Origin of the sequence: Bradyrhizobium sp. STM 3566 (assembly GCF_045571445.1) — a bacterium.
GTDB classification, from domain to species: Bacteria; Pseudomonadota; Alphaproteobacteria; order Rhizobiales; family Xanthobacteraceae; genus Bradyrhizobium; species Bradyrhizobium vignae.
This window is the reverse complement of sequence record NZ_CP120692.1, coordinates 7,620,823-7,641,653: the sequence shown is the minus strand read 5'-3', so window position 1 is coordinate 7,641,653 and position 20,831 is coordinate 7,620,823. Positions and strand designations below refer to the sequence as shown.

The window sequence follows — 20,831 nt, the reverse complement described above, 5'->3', positions numbered from 1 at the left end:
GCGCGCTGGCCGTGCGGCGTCAGCTATTGACGTTCAGCAGCCGTGCCACGGTGCGGTCGATCTGCTCATAGCTGCCTTCGCCGGCGTGCTGGAACACGATCTTGCCGCCCTGGTCGATGATGTATTGTGCCGGCCAGTATTGGTTGCGATAGGCGTTCCAGGTCCTGGAATCGTTGTCCTGCGCCACCGGATAGGTGATGCCGTGGCGCTTCAGCGCGGCCTGCACGTTGGCGGCCGAGCGCTCGAACGGGAATTCCGGCGTGTGCACGCCGACCACGACGAGGCCCTTGTCCTTGTACTTGGCATAGAGGTCGGTGACGTGCGGCAGCGTGTTGACGCAGTTGACGCAGCCATAGGTCCAGAAGTCGACCAGGACGACCTTGCCGCGGAGATCGGCGATGCTGAGCGGCTTCGAGTTGAACCAGTTGCTGATGCCGGTGAAGTCGGGCGCGGTCTGTTGGCTCGCGGCAGCGGTGACCATGGGTGTGGCACGCGCAGCCTCGTCGCAGATGCCGGGGATGACGGCGCCGGTGACGGTGATGCCGATCAATGCGGCGCCTACGGCGAGCAGTTTGACAGTCATGGACGAGTCCTCCGGTGAAAATGAGGGTGATCACAAGCCGATCTGGCCGGTGGGATAGAAGCCGGTGAGCCACGCCACGATCAGCGTGTCGTACTGGAAATAGGCCGCAACGGCGAAGCCGATCACGACGATTCCGAAGCCCTGTTGCAGCTGTGGCGAGATCCGCGCGAGGCTGCGCACGCGCGTCGTCGCGGCCTGTCCGCCATAGGCGATTGCCAGCATCGGGATCGCCGCGCCGATGGCGTAGGCAACCAGCAGCGTGCCGGCCCAGGCAACATCCTTCGACGTCGCCACCAGCGTCAGGATCGAGCCGAGCACCGGCCCGGCGCAGGGTGTCCAGACCAGACCCAGCGTGGTGCCGAGCACGAGCCCGCCGAACGCGCCCTCGCGCTGCGCGCCGCTCGAACTGCCGAGAGCGAGCCAGCCATTGAGCCGGATCGACAGCCATTCGAACGGCGCGGGCCACAGCATCAACAGGCCGAAGCCGAGCAGCAGGATGGATCCGGCTTCGCGCAGCACGTTCGGATCGAAATCGAACAGGTGCGTGATCGCGCCGAGCAGCAGTGCGACTGCGGAGAAGGAAATGACGAAGCCGAGCGCGATCATCGCCGGTCGCAGATGTCCCGCGCGCCCGATCGAGGCGCCGAGCAGGATCGGCAGCACCGGCAATGTGCAGGGCGCGGCGATGGTGAGGATGCCGGCGAGGACAGCGAAGATCAGTGCGAGCATGAGGCACTCGTGGATGAGGTCACGAGGGCAGTTCGTCCGTCGCGCGTCGATCGTTACGCCGCGTCACGGCTTCGTGACGGGGGCGGAATTTGCCGAGGCCGTCATGTCCGGCCTATCCCGGGCATCCAAGTTCTTTGTCGCGCAGGAAGGCGTGGATGGCCGGGTCAAGCCCGGCCATGACGATGCGGACGCGTCCGGGCGCCCCAAAATACAAAACGACCCGGACGGGGCACCGTCCGGGTCGTTGGAGGTCTTGGGAGGTTTAACGAAACCGTATGCGAGCTTTATAGGGGGAAAGTTTTTCCGCCTGATGTTGTCGTTTGTTTCAATTGTTTCGTCGGCGGTAACGTTTCCGTGTCCCGGTAGAACCCAAACTATGGTCCTATCCCGTTGAAATATCTGAACTTCAGGCCGCGAAGCGATCGACGCCGGCGCCCTTGAGCAAGTCGGCCAGTTGCTTGCGGGCGTAGAACATCCGCGTCTTCACCGTGCTCTGGGGGATGCCGATGATCTGGCCGACCTCCTCCACCGACTTCTCGTGGTAGTAGACGAGATTGATGATCTCCCGATGCGCGGGCGACAGCTTCTGCACGCAGGCGCGCAGGATGGCGCTGGTGTCGCTGCGATCGAGCGAGGTCTCGGGCGTATCGTGATCGTCGGGAATCTGGCGCACGTCTTCCTGGTCGATGTCCTCGAAGCGGCGCTGGCGCATCGCGGTCAGCGCCTTGAAGCGGGCGATCGAGAGCAGCCAGGTCGACACCTGCGAGCGGCCCTGGAATTGGCCGGCGGTCCGCCACACGTCCAAAAACACCTGGCTAACCAGGTCTTCCGCCGTGGTGGCGTCGCGCACGATGCGCAGGATGAAGCGGTACACCCGCACATTATGCCGGCAATAAAGCATGTGCATGGCGGTACGGTTGCCGTCGGCGATGCTTTCGAGGAGCATGTCGTCCGAAGTCGCCTGAGCGGCAATGATGCTCTGGCTGGCCTGGGCGTTGATGGCGATGACGTTCCGCATGGACTTGGCTCCCCGTACCGCCGCAACCGAGCGGCGTTTCCTTCGGTGAAAGTGTTAATGAGCCAACGTTTCGGGACGTCTGCACGAAAAGCGGAAAATGGTTTCGTGCGCCGCCAATTTGTTTCGTCGCAAATGGGTCGACGAAACATTCGGGGCAAAAAGTCGTGGAATTTCAATATACGGGAAATACGGGGCGGGGGTTTTGATGCGAGCGCAGGCGCCGGGAACGTATTTCGGAGGATTGCGTTTGGTGGCGCGGCACCCATGCCGTGCTCGCGGAGGGGAAGCGCCGGTCCAGGGCGTTTGATCGGGTCAAAGCGGCACCGTGCGGGCGGTGGGTCTGCTGCCTGAAATGCCTGATGGAGCGTGGCGCCATGCCATTTGCTCCGTCATTGCGAGCGCAGCGAAGCAAATCCAGAGCCTTTCCGCGGACGGACTCTGGATTGCTTTGCTGCGCTCGCAATGACGATCTGGAGGCGGCGGTGCCGCCCTACGCCTTCTCGCCCTGGGGAGAGAACAGATAGCCGCCGCCGCGGATGGTGCGAATCACGGCCGGTTTTGCCGGATCTGGCTCGATCTTGCGGCGGATTCGCATGATGCGCAGATCCACCGCGCGGTCGAAGGCTTCGGCGTCGCGCGCATTGGCGAGCTCCAACAGGCGCTCGCGCGACAGCACGCGCTTCGGATTGGCCGCGAACACCTTGAGCAGCCCGAATTCGGACGCCGTCAGCGGATGCTCGTTGCCCTCGTCGTCGCGCAAGGCCTGCGCTTCGAGATCGAGCCATTTGGTGCCGAAGCGAACCAGCTGGTCCTTGTCCGACTTCGCCGCCGACGCGTCGGGCGCTGCTGCCTTGGCCGGCCCGCTCCGCCGCAGCACCGAACGGATGCGCGCCATCAGCTCGCGCAGCTCGCACGGCTTTGCCACGTAATCGTCGGCGCCGAGTTCGAGCCCGACGACGCGGTCGATCGGGCTCGCGGTCGCCGTCAGCATGATGACAGGCACGTTGTTGCGGCTCTTGAGGTCGCGAATGATCGAGAGCCCGTCTTCCTCGGGCATGTTGAGATCGAGCACGACGAGATCGGGCATGCTGCCCTGGATCGCAGCACGCAAGCTCTTGCCGCCGTCGCACAGCGTCACGGTGAAGCCGTGCATCTTGAGGTAATCGCCGACCATCTCCCGGGCCGGGGCCTCGTCGTCGACGATCATGATGTGCTGGCTTTGGGTCATGTCACTAAAATCTTGGCGCTCAAATCATGGCATTTCTGTCGCGGGCAGCGTGATGGTGAATGTCGAGCCCTGGCCGGGGCCGTCGCTGTCTGCGGTCACCTCGCCGCCATGCATGTCGATGATACGCTTTACAATCGACAACCCAAGCCCTGTCGAGCTCTCGCCGCCGGTCGGTTTTGCAGAGAGCCGCTGGAACCGGCCGAACAGGCGGCCAAGATCTTCCGGCGACAGGCCGGCACCCTCGTCGCTGACGCGGACGATGGTGTCGCTGCCCTCGTGAGTGACGGCCACGTCGATCTTGCCGCCGATCGGCGAGTATTTGATGGCGTTGCTGATGAGATTGTCGATCGCCTCGCGGATGCGGTCGGTGTCGCACATGGTGACGATGTTGGGCGGCGCAGTGACGCTGATCGCCTGCTGCTTGTTGAACGCCAGCGGCTGGTTGGCCTCGGCGACCTCCTTGACCAGCGCCGCGACGTCGACCGGCTCGCGGCGGATGGTGATGTCGAAGGCATCGGCCATCGCATCCGAGATCAGGTGATCGACCATCGTGGTCAGCCGCTTGGTGGCGTCGCGGATGTGGTCGACCTGGGCGACCACGCCGCCCATCGATGCGCCGGTCGAGATCAGCTCCTTCAGCATCTCGGTGCGGCCGAGGATGACGCCGAGCGGGTTCTTCAGGTCGTGCGCGACGGTGCCCAGAATCTCGTTCTTGAAGCCGTTGGCGCGTTGCAGCCGCAGCCATTGCGCCGAGAGGCGGCGGTTGGCCTGCATCAGCGCGCGGGTGCGCTGGGCGACGCGGTCTTCGAGCTGGGTGTTGGCGTCCTGGAGCTGCTGGTAGAGGATCACGTTGTCGAAGGCAATCGAGAGCCGGCTGGAGAAGATCTCGACCAGCGAGCGGTCTGTCTCGGACAATTCGCGCTCGGCCTGCAGCAGCACCACGACCTCGCGGCCGGATCCGGTGCGCAGATAGATCACGCTGCGGTGGTCGGCGAATTCGTTCTTGCGGCGCTGGAACGCGGCCTCCACCATCTCGCGCAGTTCGGGGTCGAGCGCCTTCGAGGATGTGGTGCCGATGAAGCGGCTGTAGCAGCCGCTGCCGGCGAGCACCGAGAGCTCCGGATCGGCGCCGCCATTGTCGCGCAGGACCAGGATGCCGGCGCAGTCGACGTTGAGCAGCGAAGCGAGCTGGGTCAGCACGCCCTCGGCGAGCCGCTGCATCGACTTGAAGTCGTACAGCGTCGAGGCGGCGTCGATGATGATCTCCAGGCCGCGCCGCGTCTGCACCATGCGCTCGAGCTGCTGATAGGAGCGTAGCGCCGCGGTCAGCGAGGTGAACAGCTTGTCGGCGGTGAGCTCGGTCTTGGCCTTGTAGTCGTTGATGTCGTACTGCACGATGACGCGCCGCTCCGGCGCCTGGCCGGGCTGGCCGGTGCGCAGGATGATGCGCACGGTTTCGTTCCGGATCTCGTTGCGGATGAACTCGACCAGCTCGAGGCCGGCGACGTCGGTCTCCATGATGACGTCGAGCAGCACGGCGGCGATGTCGCTGTGCTCGGCCATCAGCTTGCGGCCTTCCGCCGCGGAATAGGCCGACAGGATCTCCAGGCTCTGGCCGTTGAGGCTGTAATCCGAGAGAGCAAAACGCGTGCCGTCATGCACGGCCGGATCGTCGTCGATGACGGCGATCTTCCATTTTCGGGCGTTGCTGTCCTCCGACGCGGTACCGGTGTCGTCGATCAGGTGGAGGACATCGTCCTGTTCGGCCATTGAGAAGTCCCGTCACTTTCTGTGCTTTGCGCGCCGCCCTTGGCGATGCGGGGCATGATAATGCGAAAAGTCGTGCCTTGTCCCAGCTTGGATTCCAGCATCATGCGGCCGCCGAGCTGCTGGGTCACGAGGTTATAGACGATGTGCAGGCCAAGTCCCGTGCCGCCTTCATTGCGCCGGGTGGTAAAGAAAGGGTCAAAGGCCTGGCGCTGCACGTCGGGGGTCATGCCGGCCCCGTCGTCGGCGAAGCTGATCTCGATGTCCTCGGTCCCGCGCGGCCGCGCCGAGATCGCGATCGTACCGGCGCGTCCATCGGCGAAGGCGTGGTTGGCGGCGTTGAGGAACAGGTTGGTCAGGATCTGGCCGTAGGAGCCGGGATAGCCGTCGAGCAGCAGCCCCTCGGGCACGTCGACCTCCAGCGTGATCGGTGAGCGCTTCAGCACCGGGCGCAGGCTGGCGATGATCTGATCGGTGGCTTCGCTCAAGCTGAATTGCCGGCGCTCGGCATGGGAACGGTCGACGGCAACCTGCTTGAACGACTGGATCAGCTCGCCGGCACGCTGCAGGTTGGCGACGAGCTGCTGCGAGGCATCGCGCGAGGACTGCACGAACTCTTCGAGCTGAGAGCGGCGCAGGCCGCCCTCGCCCTTGAGCTGGGCTTCGAAAATCTCGGTGCGGCGGGCAAAGCTCGACGCCACGGTCAGGCTGATGCCGATCGGGTTGTTGACCTCGTGGGCAACGCCGGCGACGAGTCCGCCGAGCGCGGCGAGCCGCTCTGCATCGATCAAATTCTGCTGTGCGGTATTGAGCTCGAGCAGCGCACTCTCGGCCTTCTCCTTCGAGGCGCGCAGCTCGTCCTCGGTCTGGCGCTTGGCGATCGCGTTCTCGCGGAACACCTCCACCGCGCGTGCCATGGCACCGACCTCGTCCCGTGCATTGGTGCCCTGCACCTCGCGGCCGAGGTCGCCGAGCGTGATCGCGCGCATCGCCGTCATGATCTGCTGCAGCGGCAGGCGGATCGACAAGGCAATCAGAACGCCGGCGGTGAGGATGATGCCGAGGAAGATGATCGCGATCGACAGCACCCGGCGGGAAATGTCGGCCAGCGTGCGGTCGAAGGTCTCCTGCGCCTTCTGCTCGCGCCGGCGCATCTTGCTCGAGAGGTCGTCGATGGCGCCGATCGCCTCGGCCTGGCTGGCGTCGATGGTGTTGCGCAGGAGCTCGGTGCGGCTCGCAAGCTGCTCGGAGAGCTTTGCGAAGCCCTCGCGCAGGGACGCGGTGCGCGCCGCGAGCTTTTGCAGCGCCATGCGCTGGAGGTCGTTGTCGGCGAGATCGATCATGACGGGGATGGTCTTCTCGATCGTCTCGGTGTTGCGGCGCGCGTCGTCGGCGGCGCCCGATGACTGCGACAGATAATAGGAATTGGCCGCCACCAGCATCGCGGTGAAGGCCTCGCGGGACTTGCCGAGCGAGGGCCAGATCAGCGCGTCGCGATGGCCGGTGGCGCCTTCGATGATGGAGTAGAGGCCCGCCATGTCCCTGGCCGGGCCCTGCACCTGCTCCTCATAGGTTTTCGCGATGGTCGCCTGCACGCTGCGCAGCTCGCCGAAGCCGTTGAGGAAGCGGTCGGTGGTGCGCTCGAGCTCCTCGACCGAGCCCGACAGCATCGGGTCCTTGGCGGCGCGGCCCGTCAGCGTGCCCAGCACCGCCTCGCGCAACAGCAGGATCTCGGCGAACAGATCCGGGCTCGGCTGGTTGATGTAGCGGTGGATCAGGTTCTGCAGCCGCCCGGTCTCGCTTTCGAGCAGCGCCAGGATGCGATCGGATTCGCGCACCTGGCGCACGTCGTCCCAGGCCGAGCCGAGCACCTGCGCGCCGTTCCAGATCATCGCGACCAGCACCACCACGACGGCGGAGTTCAGCGCCGCGATCGACAGGATGCGCCAGCGGATCGGCACCGCCCGCAGCACGCCGACGAGGCGCGCGCGCAGCTGCCCGATCGGGCCGGGCGGCCTGTCCGCGTGTTCCTGATGTCCAAGCGCAGCCAACAGGCCTCACTCCACCTTGCGAATGCGTTCGATCAGCGCGGCCGCCGCCGGATCGCGCGCGGCCTTGGCATAGATCGGAGCCATCGCCTCCTCGAATGGCTTGCGGTCGATATCCCTGATGATGGTCACCCCGGCGCCCTGTGCCTTGCGCTGCGACTGCTCCTCGAGGTCGCGCCACTTCTCGCGCATGAACCGGCTGGAGCGCTGCGCGGCCTCCTTGAAGATGGTCTGCTCCTCCGTCGAAAGGCTCTTCCAGGCCTTCAGCGAGATCACCAGCACCTCGGGGCTCATCGTGTGCTCGGTGAGCGTGTAGTAGCCGGCATGCCTGTAATGATCCGTCGTCACGAAGGATGGCCAGTTGTTCTCGGCGCCGTCGATCAGATGGTTGGCAAGCCCGGTGAGCACCTGCCCGTAGGGCATCTCGACCGGTTCGGCGCCAAGCGAGCGGATCATCTGGCTCATCAACTCCGACTGCTGCACCCGGATCCGCAGGCCCCGCAGGTCGGTGATGCCCCGGACCGGGCGGACGCCGTTGTAGATCGACCGCGCACCCGAATCGTAGAATGCGAGCCCGACGAAGCCGTAGGGCTCGAAGCTGCCGAGGATCTCGTTGCCAATAGGCCCGTCCAGCACCTCCCGCATGTGCTCGATGGACCGGAACAGGAACGGCATGGCGAGCACGTTCATCGCCGGGACGAAATTGCCGATCAGCGCCACGTTGGTCCGGTTGAGGTCGATCGCGCCGGCCCGGGTCTGCTCGATGGTCTCCTTTTCCTCGCCGAGCTGACGGGAGTGGAACACCTTGATCTCGTGCCGGCCCTTGGTGCGCTCGGCGATCAGCGCGCCCATGTAGCGCAGCGCCTGGACGGTCGGGTAGTCCTCGGCCTGGGTATCGGCGGCGCGAAATTCGCGCGCAACGGCGTCCGTCGCCCAGGCGACGAGCAGAAGCGCGACGAAGATCACCCCGGTCCGCGAGAGTTCGGCACGGCTCAGCACTGGCACACTCAACCCCTCAGAGATGGAGTCTATGGCGGAAGGAAAAGGTTCAATACAATCTAGCAGATGGTCAAGGGAAGGCCATCCCGCCGGGGGGCCACGGCTCGATTGTGCGGCGCGGTCGGCGCTCATTCCCGGTTGAAACCGCAGAGGCCGCGCCTTAAGCAGGGCAGCCGCCTTTCGTCGTGCGACACGGGAAAAGCCATCGTGACGTCAGCATCGCGCCTTTTGAAGGTCCTCGCCGCCGTCGCGGCTCTCTCGCTGGCCGCCCCGGTGCGCGCCGCCACCGACATCGCGTTGTGGCACGCCATGTCCGGCGAGCTCGGCCGGCAACTGGACAAGCTCGCCGCCGACTTCAACGCCTCGCAGTCCGATTACCGCATCGTGCCTGCTTACAAGGGCAACTACACCGAGACGGTGACGGCCGCGATCTTCGCCTTCCGCTCGCGCAGCCAGCCTGCGATCGTCCAGGTCAACGAGGTCGCCACCGCGACCATGACTGCGGCCAAGGGCGCGGTCTATCCCGTGTTCCGCCTGATGCGGGACCAGGGCGAGCCGTTCTCGCTGGGTGATTACCTGCCCGCGGTCTCCGGCTATTACACCGATGCGGGCGGCAATCTGTTGTCCTTCCCGTTCAATTCCTCGACGCCGATCCTCTATTACAACAAGTCCATGTTCCGCGACGCCGGCCTCGATCCGGAGGCGCCGCCGAAGACCTGGCCGGAATTGGGAGCGGCCGCGAAGCGCCTGCGCGATCGCGGTGCGCCTTGCGGCTTCACCACGTCCTGGCCATCGTGGATTCACGTCGAGAATTTCTCCGCCTTCCACAATCTGCCCGTGGCGACGCGGGCGAACGGCTTTGCCGGGCTGGACGCGGAATTGACCATCAACAATCCGCCTCTCGTGCATCACATCGCGGCGCTCGCCGAGTGGCAGAAGACGAAGCTGTTCGACTATAGCGGGCGCGGACAGGCGGCCGAGCCGCGTTTCCAGAACGGCGAATGCGGCATCTTCATCGGCTCCTCGGCGACGCGCGCCGACATCAAGGCGAACTCGAAATTCGAGATCGGCTACGGCATGATGCCGTATTGGCCTGATGTGAAGGGCGCGCCGCAGAACTCGATCATCGGTGGCGCCACGCTGTGGGTGCTGCGCGATCGTCCGCGCGAGGAATACAAGGGCGTGGCGCGATTCTTCGCTTATCTGTCGCAACCCGGCGTGCAGGCCGCCTGGCACCAGAACACCGGCTATCTACCTGTGACCCGCGCTGCCTTCGAGCTGACTCGCGCTCAAGGATTCTACGAGCGCAATCCGGGCTCGGCGATCTCGTTCGAGCAGATCACGCTCAATCCGCCGACGGAGAACTCCAAGGGCACCCGGCTCGGCTCCTTCGTCCTGATCCGCGGCGCGATCGAGGACGAACTCGAGCAGGCCTTCGCCGGCCACAAGAGCGCCCAAGCCGCGCTGGATTCCGCCGTCGAGCGCGGCAATAAGCTCTTGCGCCAGTTCGAGCGCGCGAGTCCGGAACGGTAGCTATGACCTGAGAAGCGAAGCTTGGCATTGGCGCAGGATCTTTCCATCGCGTCATGGCCGGGCTTGTCCCCGCCATCTCAAACGCATCAAGCTCGCAATGTCGATGACTCTCCCTCACTTCGCCGACGCGGAAAGCTTTCGCGCCTTTCGTTCCCCTTCTTCACGATGGCTGCCAATCGCGCTCGACATCGCGCGCAGCCACGAGCTCGATGCCGGCTCGCCGCATGCGTTCGCGACCGGCACCAATCTCGTGGTCGGGCTCGCTGACAAGCTGATCCTGAAAATCTTTCCGCCGCTGCTCCGTGCGCAATTCCTCTCCGAGCGCGTCTCGCTGACGCAGCTCGCCGGCCGGCTGTCCCTGCCGATCCCTGAGATCGTCGCCGAAGGGACGCGCGACGGCTGGCCGTACCTCATCATCACGCGCCTTGCCGGCACGCTCGGCTCGGAGGTGTGGCCTTCACTGCCGGAAGATCAGAAGGAACGCCTGCTGCGCCAGATCGGCGAGACCATCGCCGCCGTGCAGCGTGCCCCGCTTGGGGAGCTCGCGCATATCGAGCCGCGCTGGGACGCGTTCATGCGCACCCAGATGCAGGGCTGCCGCGCGCGGCACACCCGTCTCGGCCTCGCACCAAAATTCCTCGCCGGCCTCGACGACCTCCTGCGCGATGCCGCAAAGCTCATTCCGATGGATGCACCGCCGGTGATCCTGATCGGCGAATACATCCCGGAGAATTTCCTGCTCGCCTGCAATGACGGTCAATGGTCGCTCAAAGGCCTGTTCGATTTCGGCGACGTGCTCGCAGGATGGCGCGACTACGACTTGCTCGGCCCCAGCGCCTTCATGGCGGCGGGCCGTCCGGGCCGGGTGAAGAGCCTGCTCGAAGGCTTCGGCTACGCGAAGCTGGATTTCGAGTTGAAGCGCCGCCTGATGGCCCTGATGCTGCTGCACCGCGCCAGCGACCTGAACGCGCACATCTGTATCGCGGGCTGGCAGGACAAAGCCAACGACCTGGCCGAGCTTCAGGACCTGATCTGGCCGGGGTGAGCGCTCCGTCATTGTGAGCGCAGCGAAGCAAATCCAGATCGTCTCCTCGGAAAGATTCTGGATTTGCTTCGTCCCAAGGGCTCCTCGCAATGGCGAGTTTGGGTGCGCGAGCCCGGATCCAGTCGAGGCTGCGGCCCGCGGCATGAAATGTGTGCGGAGGTGGCGACAAATCGGGCCCTTGACTTCGTCTGCTTATTTTATGGTCAAAATCATTTCTTTGTATGCAAAGAGTGGGGCTCCTCAAAACTGCCCAGTGGGCCGAATTCGGACAATCCCATTACAGATCAATCGTTTAGGTGCGATGTAAGCTTCCGTTAAGCTCTGGCACGAACCTTGCGAATCCGGTTCCAACCAAAAACGTTGCGTTGGAGCGATTTCATGAAGCGCCGCGATTTCCTCAAGTCCGTTTCCGGATTGGCCGCTGGCGCGGCGCTTCCGGCCGTGCCGTCAGTGATCTCCTCCGCCTATGCCGATGCCCGCTCGGAGACGCTGCTGATCGTCTCGGAAGGCGGCCCCAACAATCTCGACATCCACGGCGTCGGCACCAACGTGCCCGGCTATGAGGTGTCCTGGAATTGCTACGACCGCCTGATCAGCCACGAGATGAAGAGCGGCCCAGGCGGCGTGCCCTATTACGACCGCGACAAGTTCAAGGGCGAACTGGCCGAAGAGTTCAGGATCGACGACATGTCGGTCACCTTCAAGCTGCGCAACAACGCCAAATTCCACGACGGCACGCCCGTCACCGCCAAGGACGTGAAGTGGTCGCTCGACCGCGCCGTCAGCGTCGGCGGCTTCCCGACCTTCCAGATGAGCGCGGGCTCTCTCACGAAGCCGGAGCAGTTCGTCGTCATCGACGACCATACCGTACGCGTCGACTTCCTGAAGAAGGACAAGCTCACCATTCCCGACCTCGCCGTCATCGTGCCCTGCATCGTCAACTCCGAGCTGGTGAAGAAGAATGCCAGCGAGAAGGATCCCTGGGGTCTGGAATTCACCAAGCAGCAGACCGCGGGCTCCGGCGCCTACAAGGTCACGAAATGGACCGCCGGCACCGAAGTGATCATGGAGCGCAACGACGACTGGGTGTGCGGTCCGCTGCCGAAGATCAAGCGCGTGATCTGGCGCATGGTGCCGCAGGCCGGCAACCGCCGTGCGCTCTTGGAGCGCGGCGACGCCGACATTTCCTACGAACTGCCGAACAAGGATTTTCAGGAGATGAAGGCGAACGGCAAGCTCAACGTCGTCTCGCTGCCGTTCTCCAACGGCATCCAGTATATCGGCATGAACGTCACCAAGCCGCCGTTCGATAATCCAAAAGTCCGCCAGGCGGTCGCCTACGCGCTGCCCTATCAGAAGATCATGGACGCGGTGATGTTTGGCCTCGCCAACCCGATGTTCGGTGCGCCCAAGGACAAGCCCACCGAGGTCGCCTGGCCGCAGCCGCACAAGTACAACACCGACATGGACAAGGCGAAGGCGCTGCTGGCCGAGGCCGGCTACGCCAACGGCTTCGAGACCACGATCTCGTTCGACCTGAATTTTGCGGGCGTCAACGAGCCGCTCTGCGTGCTGGTGCAGGAGAGCCTTGCGCAGATCGGCATCAAGGCCACCATCAACAAGGTGCCCGGTGCCAACTGGCGCACCGAGCTCAACAAGAAGGAGATGCCGCTCTTCACCAACGTGTTCTCGGGCTGGCTCGATTATCCCGAGTACTTCTTCTACTGGTGCTATCACGGCAACAATTCCGTCTTCAACACCATGAGCTACAAGTCGGCGGAGATGGACAAGTTCATCGACGGCGCACGCACCGCCGCCGCCACCGGCGACAAGGCGGCCTATGATGCCGACGTGAAGGGCTTCATCGATCTCGCCTACACCGACGTTCCGCGCATCCCGCTGTACCAACCCTTCGTCAACGTCGCCATGCAGAAGAACGTCAGTGGTTACCAGTATTGGTTCCACCGGAGACTGGATTATCGCGCGCTGGCGAAGGGGTGAGAGGACATGCTCGCGCGCAACATGGCCGCGATGCTAGCCGTATTTCGGAGTGAGGCGGAGCGCGCCGCACGATCTCATTTCCTCGCTGGGAGGTCGTCATGCTGACCATGATGGGCAAGCGCCTGATGTTCGCGATTCCCTCCTTGATCGGCGTCGTCATCGTCACCTTCCTGCTGACGCGTGCGCTGCCCGGTGATCCCGCCGCCTATTTCGCCGGTCCCGCCGCGACCAAGGAAGCGGTCGAGCAGATCCGCAAGAAGCTAGGCCTCGACAAGCCGCTGATCGAGCAGTTCTTCCGCTATACCAACGACCTCGCCCATGGCGATTTCGGCAACTCGCTGACCACGGGCCAGCCGGTCGCCACCGAGATCCGCAACCGCCTGCCGGCCTCCGCCGAGCTGACGCTGCTCGGCCTCATCGTCTCCATTGCGATAGCCATCCCGCTCGGCGTGCTGGCGGCGACACGACCGGGATCATGGATTGACCATCTCTGTCGTGTCACGACGACGGCCGGCGTGTCGCTGCCGGTGTTCTTCACCGGCCTCGTGCTGGTCTATGTCTTCTATTTCCGGCTCGGCTGGTCGCCGGCGCCGCTCGGCCGCCTCGACGTGTTCTACAGCGCGCCGCCGACGGTGACGGGCTTCTATCTGATCGACACTTTGCTGGCCCGCGATGTCGAGGCGTTCCGCTCGGCGCTGAGCCAGCTCATCCTGCCGGCGACGACGCTCGCGATCTTCTCGCTGGCGCCGATCGCGCGCATGACCCGCGCCTCGATGCTGGCGGTGCTCGCATCCGAATTCGTCCGCACGGCGCGCGCGAGCGGCCTGTCGCCGGCAACCGTCATCGTCACCTACGCCTTCCGCAACGCCATGCTCCCGGTGATCACTACGCTCAGCATGGTGTTCTCGTTCCTGCTCGGCGCCAACGTGCTGGTGGAGAAGGTGTTCGCCTGGCCCGGCATCGGCTCCTACGCCGTGGAAGCGCTGATCTCGTCGGACTTCGCGCCGGTACAGGGTTTCGTGCTGACCATGGCGGTCATGTACGTGCTGCTCAATCTCGTCATCGACATCCTGTACGGCGTGATCGATCCGCGCGTGCGGCTGGAGGGCTAAACCATGAGCTCCGTTGCGCCTGCTGTTGAACCCGTGGGTCCCGCACGAACGTCGGGGTTTGCCGCCGTCCTCGAACAAACCCGCTACGTCCTGGGCGAGAACAAGGTCACCGGCTTCGCCTTCGCGCTACTGATCCTGATCCTCACCGCCGCGATCTTCGGTCCCTATGTCGTGCCGTACGATCCGCTCGCGTCCGATACTGCTGCGGCGCTGAAGCCGCCATCGGCCGCGCACTGGTTCGGCACCGACCAATTGGGCCGCGATATTTTCAGCCGAGTCATCGTGGCGACACGGCTCGACACGTTCATCGCGATCGCCTCCGTCGCGCTGGTGTTCCTGATGGGCGGCCTTGCCGGCATCGCGGCCGGCTATTTCGGCGGCTGGACCGATCGCATCGTCGGCCGCATCGCCGACACCATCATGGCCTTCCCGCTGTTCGTGCTCGCCATGGGCATCGTCGCCGCGCTCGGCAACACCGTGCAGAACATCATCCTGGCGACCGCGATCGTCAACTTCCCGCTCTATGCCCGCGTCGCGCGCGCCGAAGCCAATGTCCGCCGCAACGCCGGCTTCGTGCAGGCCGCGCGTCTCTCCGGCAACGGCGAGCTCCGCATCCTGCTGGTGCATATTCTGCCGAACATCATGCCGATCATGATCGTGCAGATGTCGCTGACCATGGGCTACGCCATCCTCAATGCCGCTGGCCTCTCCTTCATCGGCCTCGGCGTCCGCCCGCCGACCGCCGAATGGGGCATCATGGTCGCCGAAGGCGCCGGCTTCATGGTCTCAGGCGAATGGTGGATCGCGCTCTTCCCCGGCCTTGCCCTGATGATCGCCGTGTTCTGCTTCAACCTTCTCGGCGACGGCCTGCGCGACATCGTCGACCCCCAGCGGAGGACGTGATGGTTGCTCCACGTCCAAAATCCTCATTAAAATTCCCTAACGATTTCAATGGAGTGTCTACTGTGCATGGGGTTGTTTTCGACCTTTTGAGTGTCGCGAGCCGCCCATGACCGCCCAGCCCCTGCTCGACGTCCGGGACCTCACGGTCGAATTCACCACCCGCCGCGGCATCGTCAAGGCGGTGCAGCACGTCAACATCTCCGTCGCCAAGGGCGAGACGCTGGCCATCGTCGGCGAGTCCGGCTCCGGCAAGTCGGTGACCTCCTACGCTGTGATGCGCATCCTCGATCGCGCCGGCAAGATCGCCGAGGGCTCGGTGATGTTCTCCGGCATCGACGTCAAGGCCGCGACCGAGAACCAGATGCGCGATTTGCGCGGCCGCGAAGTCTCGATGATCTTCCAGAACCCCCGCGCGGCACTGAACCCGATCCGCAAAGTCGGCGACCAGATCGAGGACGTCTTGCGCACTCATGTGCAGCAGGCCCAGGTTGCCGATCACGGCGAGAAGGCCATCGAGGCGCTGGAGCAAGTCAAGATCGCCCGCCCGCGCGAGCGCTACCATGCCTATCCGTTCGAACTGTCGGGAGGCATGTGCCAGCGCGTCGTCATCGCCCTCGCGCTCGCCTGCAACCCGCAGCTGCTGATCGCGGACGAGCCGACGACGGGGCTCGATGTCACCACCCAGAAGGCGGTGATGGACCTGATCGTCGAGCTGACCAAACGCCGCGCGATGTCGACCATCCTGATCACCCACGATCTCGGCCTCGCCGCCGCCTATTGCGACCGCGTCGTGGTGATGGAGAAGGGCCGCGTCGTCGAGACCGCCAAGGCCGCCGACATCTTTGCGAACCCGCAGCACCCCTATACAAAAAGGTTGATGCGCGCGACGCCGCGGCTCGGGGTGTCCTTGCGGGATCTGCTGCCGGAAGAGGAGGGCACGGCCGTCGTGGCCGGGCTTGACCCGGCCATCCATCACACGTCGCAAGATTCATCTCAGTCGATGGACCCCCGGGTCAGCCCCGGGAGCGACGAGACAAAGCCGCTCCTCGTCATCGAAAAGCTCGTCAAGGAGTATCCCCGCCAGGGCGCGACCGCCGTGCTCGGAAAGCTGTTCGGCCGCAAGCCGCCGGTGGAGCCGGAGGTATTCCGCGCCGTCGACGGCATCAGCTTCGCGATCGGGCATGGCGAAAGCGTCGGCCTCGTCGGCGAATCCGGCTGCGGCAAATCGACCACGTCGATGATGGTGATGCGCCTCCTGGACCAGACCTCCGGCCTGATCCAGTTCGACGGCGAGGACATCTCCGCCATCGCGCCATCAGCCTTCGCCCGGCTGCCGCAGCGCAGCCGGATCCAGATGGTGTTCCAGGATCCCACCGACAGCCTCAACCCGCGATTCTCCGCCGCGCGCGCCATCGCCGATCCGATCATGCAGCTCGGCGACATCAAGGGCCGCGACGCGCTGCGTGCCCGCTGCGAGGAGCTCGCCACCATGGTCGGCCTGCCGCACAATCTGCTCGATCGGTTTCCGCACCAATTGTCCGGCGGCCAGAAGGCCCGCGTCGGCATCGCCCGCGCCATTGCCCTGCATCCGAAGCTCGTCATCCTGGACGAGCCGACGGCGGCGCTGGACGTCTCGGTGCAGGCCGTGGTGCTCAATCTGCTGCAGGACCTCAAGGCGCGGCTAGGTATGAGCTATCTGTTCGTCTCTCATGATTTGAATGTGGTGCGCTTGTTGTGCGATCGTGTCATTGTCATGCGGACGGGACGGATCGTCGAGGAGGGCTCTTCCGAGCAGGTGCTCAGCGATCCCAAGGACGACTACACCAAGGAGCTGCTGACGGCGATCCCGCATCCGCCGTTGCCGGCGCACTGAGAGACTGTTTGGGAGCGTGATGGCCGAACCCCTGGACGACTATATCGACGCCGTATCGAAAGCGCTGGCGCTGCCGGTCGAGGAGGCCTTCAGACCCGCGGTGCGCGCCAATCTCGAAGTCTCGCTGCGGCTTGCCCGCCTCGTCGATGAATTCACGCTGCCGGACGAGACCGAGCCGGCGCCGATCTTCACCGCCTGATGCCGCCATGACCGCCAAGCCAGAGATGAATGCTGCCGACATCGCGAAAGCGGTGGCCGGCGGCCAATTGTCCGCGCTCGCCGCCACCGAAGCCGCGCTCGCGCGCATCAAGCAGCACGACGGCATTCTCAATTCCTTCACCGACGTCACCGCCGAACGTGCCCGTGCGAAAGCGCGCGCGATCGACGCGGACATCGCCTCGGCCAAGCAAGTCGGCCCGCTCGCCGGCGTGCCCTTCGCGGTGAAGAACCTGTTCGACGTAGCCGGTCTGCCAACGCGCGCCGGCTCGAAGATCAACCGCGACCTCGCGCCGGCCAAGCGCGACGCCACGCTGATCGAACGAATGGAGGCGGCCGGCGCTGTCCTGGTCGGCGCGCTCAACATGGGCGAATACGCCTACGACTTCACCGGCGAGAACATCCACGACGGCCCCTCGCGCAATCCGCATGACACCACACGGATGAGCGGCGGCTCGTCGGGCGGCTCGGGCAGCGCCGTCGGCGGCGCGCTGGTGCCGATCGCGCTCGGCTCCGACACCAATGGCTCGATCCGCGTGCCCTCGTCCTTCTGCGGCATCTTCGGCCTGAAACCGACCTATGGCCGGCTGTCGCGGGCACGCTCGTTTCCGTTCGTGGCGAGCCTCGATCATCTCGGCCCGTTCGCGCGCTGTGTCGCCGACCTCGCGCTCGCCTATGACGTGATGCAGGGGCCGGACGCCGACGACGGCGCCTGCACCACGCGCGGCGTCGAGCCGGTCACGGCGCTGCTCGGCCAGCCCATTTCGGGCCTGCGCGTCGCTATCGCCGGCGGACATTTCCAGAAGAACGTGTTTCCGGAAGCCGTCGAAGCCGTCAGCCGTGTCGCCAAGGCGCTTGGCGCAACGCAAGTGGTCGATATCCCCGAAGCTTCCCGCGCCCGTGCCGCCGCCTATGTCATCACCACCACCGAAGGCGCTTCGCTGCATCTCGATCGGCTGCGCCAGCGCCCGAACGATTTCGATCCGGCCGTGCGCGACCGGCTGATCGCGGGCGCCATGGTGCCGGCAGCGCTGGTCGACCGCGCGCAAAAATTCCGCCGCTGGTATCGCGCGCAGCTCGCCGAGATCTTTGCGTCGGTCGACGTGCTGATTGCGCCCGCAACGCCCTGCACCCCGCCGAAACTCGGACAGGTGAACTTCAATCTCGACGGCGTCGAGTTGCCGGTGCGCGCCAATATCGGCATCCACACCCAGCCGATCTCCTTCATCGGCCTGCCCGTGGTGGCCGTGCCGGTGCCGCTCGAGCCGCTGCCGATCGGCGTGCAGATCATCGCCGCCCCCTGGCGCGAGGACATCGCGCTGCGCGTCGCGCACGCATTGGAAAAGATGGGCGTCGTCGCTGCGCCCGCGCCAAGGGGACTTTGAGAGGATTCTGAGATGGAGATCGATCTCCCCGAGGTGATCGCGGAAGTCAAAGCCGCGTTCGAGCGCTATGAGCAGGCCCTCGTCAGCAACGACGTCGCCGTGCTCGGCGAGCTGTTCCGCAACGACCCGCGCACCTTGCGCTACGGCATGGGCGAGAACCTCTATGGCTATGAGGCGATCTCCGGCTTCCGCGCCGCGCGCTCGCCGGTCGGGCTCAATCGTCGCACGGCAAAGACGGTGATCACGAGCTACGGCCGCGACACGGCCGTGGCGTCCACCTTGTTCTATCGCGACACGGCGCCCGGCAAGGTCGGCCGGCAGATGCAGACGTGGATACGTTTCCCGGAGGGCTGGCGCGTCGTCGCCGCTCATGTCAGCATCATCGACGAGCCGAAAGAGACCGTATGACGCTTGACGATTTTCCGCAGGGGACACTGCCGGGCGAGCCGGTGGTGCCCCGCGTCGACCGTCCCTCGCCGTCGGTGCAGAAGGTCACGCGCGCCGAGGAGCTGCGTCTTCAGCTTGCGGACGAGATCGTGCGCGGAACCCTGGCACCCGGTGCGCCGCTGGACGAGACCGACATCGCGCGGCGCTTCAGCGTTTCGCGCACCCCAGTGCGCGAGGCGCTGCGCCAATTGGTCGCGAGCGGCCTGGTCGAGGCGCGGCCGCATCGCGGCGCGGTGGTGGCGCAGCCGTCGATCGAGCGGCTGAAGAGCATGTTCGAGGCGATGGCCGAGCTCGAGGCGCTGTGCGCCGGCCTTGCCGCCGAGCGCATGTCCCCTGCCGAGCGGCATGCGCTCGAGGCCGTCCACGAAGAGCTGCGGCTCTTGAGCTACGCCGGCAATCCCGAGCGCTTTCACGAGGTCAACGAGCGCTTCCACAACACGATCTATTCCGGCTCGCAGAACGGCTACATCGCCGAGATCACGCTGGCGACGCGCGTGCGCGTGCAGCCGTTCCGCCGCGCCCAGTTCCGCAATCTCGGCCGTCTCGCCAAATCGCAGGCCGAGCACGACCGCGTCGTCGTCGCCATCATGCGCGGCGACAAGCAGGGCGCCGCGGCCGCGATGCGCGCGCATATCGAGCTGGTGCGCGGGGAGTACGAGATCTACGCGGTGTCGGTGTAGCCGGACCCGCGTCCCGGACGCGGTGCAGTGCCGTAGCAACCATTAGATTCGCCCGATCGCTGAGGGTAGCATGACGCCGTGCTTGCGGCCGTCAAGGCGTGGCCTGGCGGCAGCGGAGATGGAGTTGAGGCCAGGGCGACGGCCAGCCTTTGACGGCCGCGGCGCGCGGCGTCTTTGTGACGGCAGGTCGGGACGAAGAAACGGTGCTTCGGCCGAACAAAGAAACGCCATCAGGTAGCCGGAGCCCTCGCGATCTCGGGCGGTTTTGTCTGCCAAGGCGTGCCGCGGGCGACCACTGTGTTGGCGAAGATTAATAGCTTTCTGGCGCAAGCGATCAATGCGCGCTTGTGTTCCTTGCCTGCTCCCATCAGCCTTCCATAGAGCGTGATGAGCTGCGGATTCCAGCGAAATGACGCCGGCAGCGCCGCAGTAAAGAGCGCACGTCGCAGCCGTTCACGCCCGCCGGCGATGTGACGAACGCCGGTGCGATCGCCGCTGTCGTCATCGTAAGGGGCAATGCCAGCCAGCGCGGCCGCTTGCTCGCGCGTGATCTGACCGATCTCGGGCATCCGCACCAGAATGACCATGGCGGTCTTTAGCCCGATACCATCGATGCTGTTGATCAAGTCGAGCCGCTCGGCAAGATCGCGATGCTCACGGATTGCGGCGGCCAGTGCCTTCAGTTCGACCTTCTCGCGCTTGGCCAGGCGAGCGATATCCTCCTTCCACAGCTTCTGGAGCCGCATATTGCGGCAGCTCTCGATCCGGTTCTTCAGCCGAGCAATGTCCTCGGTGATCTGGTCGATCATCGTCAGGTGCTCGGCAAATGGCAGCAAGCGGGGATCCGGAGCTGCGTGGATCTTCTTGACCGCGGCGGTGCAGGCCGCAATCAGCGCGGCATCGATCTTGTCGTTCTTGGCGCGCTGCAGCTGGAACACGGTATAAGCGCGCACCTGGGCCGGCTGAAATACGACGACCACAAACCGCTGGCGCCGCAACTCGGCGACGACAGCCTGCTCATAGCCGCCGCTCGCCTCGATCCCGACCCGTTTGACCTTGTGGCGCTGCAACCATTCCACCAGCACTTTATAGCCATCCGGCGTGTTATCGGCCTGAAGCCGCTCCAAACTGCCATCAAGTGCCACATCGAGCTTACGTTTACCGGTATCGATCCCGGCACAGATCGTGATACGCTTGGCCATCTTCGTCGACCCTCCCTTGTGTGTGCGAACCTAAAGTTCGTTCAACCATCCGGGTCCCGATG

Annotated in this window: 18 protein-coding genes; 10 read left to right on the top strand and 8 right to left on the bottom strand. The window is 64.9% G+C overall.

Annotation, left to right across the window (positions count from 1 at the left end):
• Positions 1 to 19 precede the first annotated feature (19 nt).
• The 7 genes from P6U27_RS36305 to P6U27_RS36275 all read right to left on the bottom strand — a co-directional run bounded on the left by P6U27_RS36305 (position 20) and on the right by P6U27_RS36275 (position 8,378).
• On the bottom strand, positions 20 to 583 hold the full coding sequence (locus P6U27_RS36305) for a thioredoxin family protein (protein WP_122406138.1): 564 nt from the start codon (positions 581 to 583) through the stop codon (positions 20 to 22).
• Positions 584 to 613: 30 nt separating this feature from the next.
• Entirely contained in the window at positions 614 to 1,312 is a 699-nt protein-coding gene (locus P6U27_RS36300; protein WP_122406137.1) for a cytochrome c biogenesis CcdA family protein, read from the bottom strand.
• Positions 1,313 to 1,718: 406 nt separating this feature from the next.
• Positions 1,719 to 2,330 (bottom strand): sigma-70 family RNA polymerase sigma factor, encoded by a 612-nt coding sequence (locus P6U27_RS36295; RefSeq protein ID WP_122406135.1) that lies wholly within the window; start codon positions 2,328 to 2,330, stop codon positions 1,719 to 1,721.
• A gap of 490 nt (positions 2,331 to 2,820) precedes the next feature.
• Positions 2,821 to 3,558, bottom strand: a complete 738-nt coding sequence (locus P6U27_RS36290; protein ID WP_122406134.1) for a response regulator — start codon at positions 3,556 to 3,558, stop codon at positions 2,821 to 2,823.
• A gap of 24 nt (positions 3,559 to 3,582) precedes the next feature.
• Positions 3,583 to 5,328 carry a DUF3369 domain-containing protein gene (locus P6U27_RS36285; protein ID WP_122406133.1) on the bottom strand — a complete coding sequence of 582 codons (1,746 nt, stop codon included), beginning with the start codon at positions 5,326 to 5,328 and terminating at the stop codon, positions 3,583 to 3,585.
• The gene (locus P6U27_RS36280) at positions 5,298 to 7,376 is read right to left on the bottom strand and encodes an ATP-binding protein (protein ID WP_244607841.1); all 2,079 of its coding nucleotides are present in this window, start codon (positions 7,374 to 7,376) and stop codon (positions 5,298 to 5,300) included. Before P6U27_RS36280 ends, P6U27_RS36285 begins: the two co-directional genes overlap by 31 nt.
• Before the next feature lie 6 nt (positions 7,377 to 7,382).
• Positions 7,383 to 8,378, bottom strand: coding sequence for a TRAP transporter substrate-binding protein (locus P6U27_RS36275; RefSeq protein WP_122406132.1), 996 nt, complete (start codon positions 8,376 to 8,378; stop codon positions 7,383 to 7,385).
• A 201-nt stretch (positions 8,379 to 8,579) separates the two neighbouring features.
• Between P6U27_RS36275 and ugpB the strand changes: the two genes are divergently transcribed.
• The 10 genes from ugpB (at position 8,580) to P6U27_RS36225 (ending at position 19,567) form a co-directional block, all read left to right on the top strand.
• The gene (gene ugpB / locus P6U27_RS36270) at positions 8,580 to 9,905 is read left to right on the top strand and encodes a sn-glycerol-3-phosphate ABC transporter substrate-binding protein UgpB (protein ID WP_162500505.1); all 1,326 of its coding nucleotides are present in this window, start codon (positions 8,580 to 8,582) and stop codon (positions 9,903 to 9,905) included.
• Positions 9,906 to 10,002: 97 nt separating this feature from the next.
• Positions 10,003 to 10,950 (top strand): phosphotransferase, encoded by a 948-nt coding sequence (locus P6U27_RS36265; RefSeq protein ID WP_122406131.1) that lies wholly within the window; start codon positions 10,003 to 10,005, stop codon positions 10,948 to 10,950.
• Between the two features lie 378 nt (positions 10,951 to 11,328).
• Positions 11,329 to 12,951: an ABC transporter substrate-binding protein gene (locus tag P6U27_RS36260; RefSeq protein ID WP_122406130.1), complete on the top strand. Its 1,623-nt coding sequence runs from the start codon at positions 11,329 to 11,331 to the stop codon at positions 12,949 to 12,951.
• 98 nt (positions 12,952 to 13,049) lie between these two features.
• Complete coding sequence (locus P6U27_RS36255) at positions 13,050 to 14,063, top strand: ABC transporter permease (protein WP_407193487.1); 1,014 nt, start codon at positions 13,050 to 13,052, stop codon at positions 14,061 to 14,063.
• A 3-nt stretch (positions 14,064 to 14,066) separates the two neighbouring features.
• A complete protein-coding gene (locus P6U27_RS36250; RefSeq protein WP_122406128.1) occupies positions 14,067 to 14,966 on the top strand; it encodes an ABC transporter permease in 900 nt (299 codons plus the stop codon).
• Positions 14,967 to 15,072: 106 nt separating this feature from the next.
• Positions 15,073 to 16,839, top strand: coding sequence for a dipeptide ABC transporter ATP-binding protein (locus tag P6U27_RS36245; protein ID WP_407193486.1), 1,767 nt, complete (start codon positions 15,073 to 15,075; stop codon positions 16,837 to 16,839).
• Between the two features lie 19 nt (positions 16,840 to 16,858).
• A complete protein-coding gene (locus P6U27_RS36240; RefSeq protein ID WP_162500504.1) occupies positions 16,859 to 17,038 on the top strand; it encodes a DUF4089 domain-containing protein in 180 nt (59 codons plus the stop codon).
• Positions 17,039 to 17,045: 7 nt separating this feature from the next.
• Positions 17,046 to 18,440 (top strand): AtzE family amidohydrolase, encoded by a 1,395-nt coding sequence (locus P6U27_RS36235; RefSeq protein ID WP_174221616.1) that lies wholly within the window; start codon positions 17,046 to 17,048, stop codon positions 18,438 to 18,440.
• Between the two features lie 12 nt (positions 18,441 to 18,452).
• A complete protein-coding gene (gene hpxZ / locus P6U27_RS36230; protein ID WP_122406125.1) occupies positions 18,453 to 18,848 on the top strand; it encodes an oxalurate catabolism protein HpxZ in 396 nt (131 codons plus the stop codon).
• Positions 18,845 to 19,567 carry a GntR family transcriptional regulator gene (locus P6U27_RS36225; RefSeq protein WP_122406124.1) on the top strand — a complete coding sequence of 241 codons (723 nt, stop codon included), beginning with the start codon at positions 18,845 to 18,847 and terminating at the stop codon, positions 19,565 to 19,567. The genes hpxZ and P6U27_RS36225 overlap by 4 nt, the downstream gene beginning before the upstream one ends.
• Before the next feature lie 230 nt (positions 19,568 to 19,797).
• Here P6U27_RS36225 and P6U27_RS36220 read toward each other — a convergent pair whose 3' ends face one another.
• A complete protein-coding gene (locus P6U27_RS36220; RefSeq protein ID WP_407193485.1) occupies positions 19,798 to 20,769 on the bottom strand; it encodes an IS110 family transposase in 972 nt (323 codons plus the stop codon).
• Positions 20,770 to 20,831 lie beyond the last annotated feature (62 nt).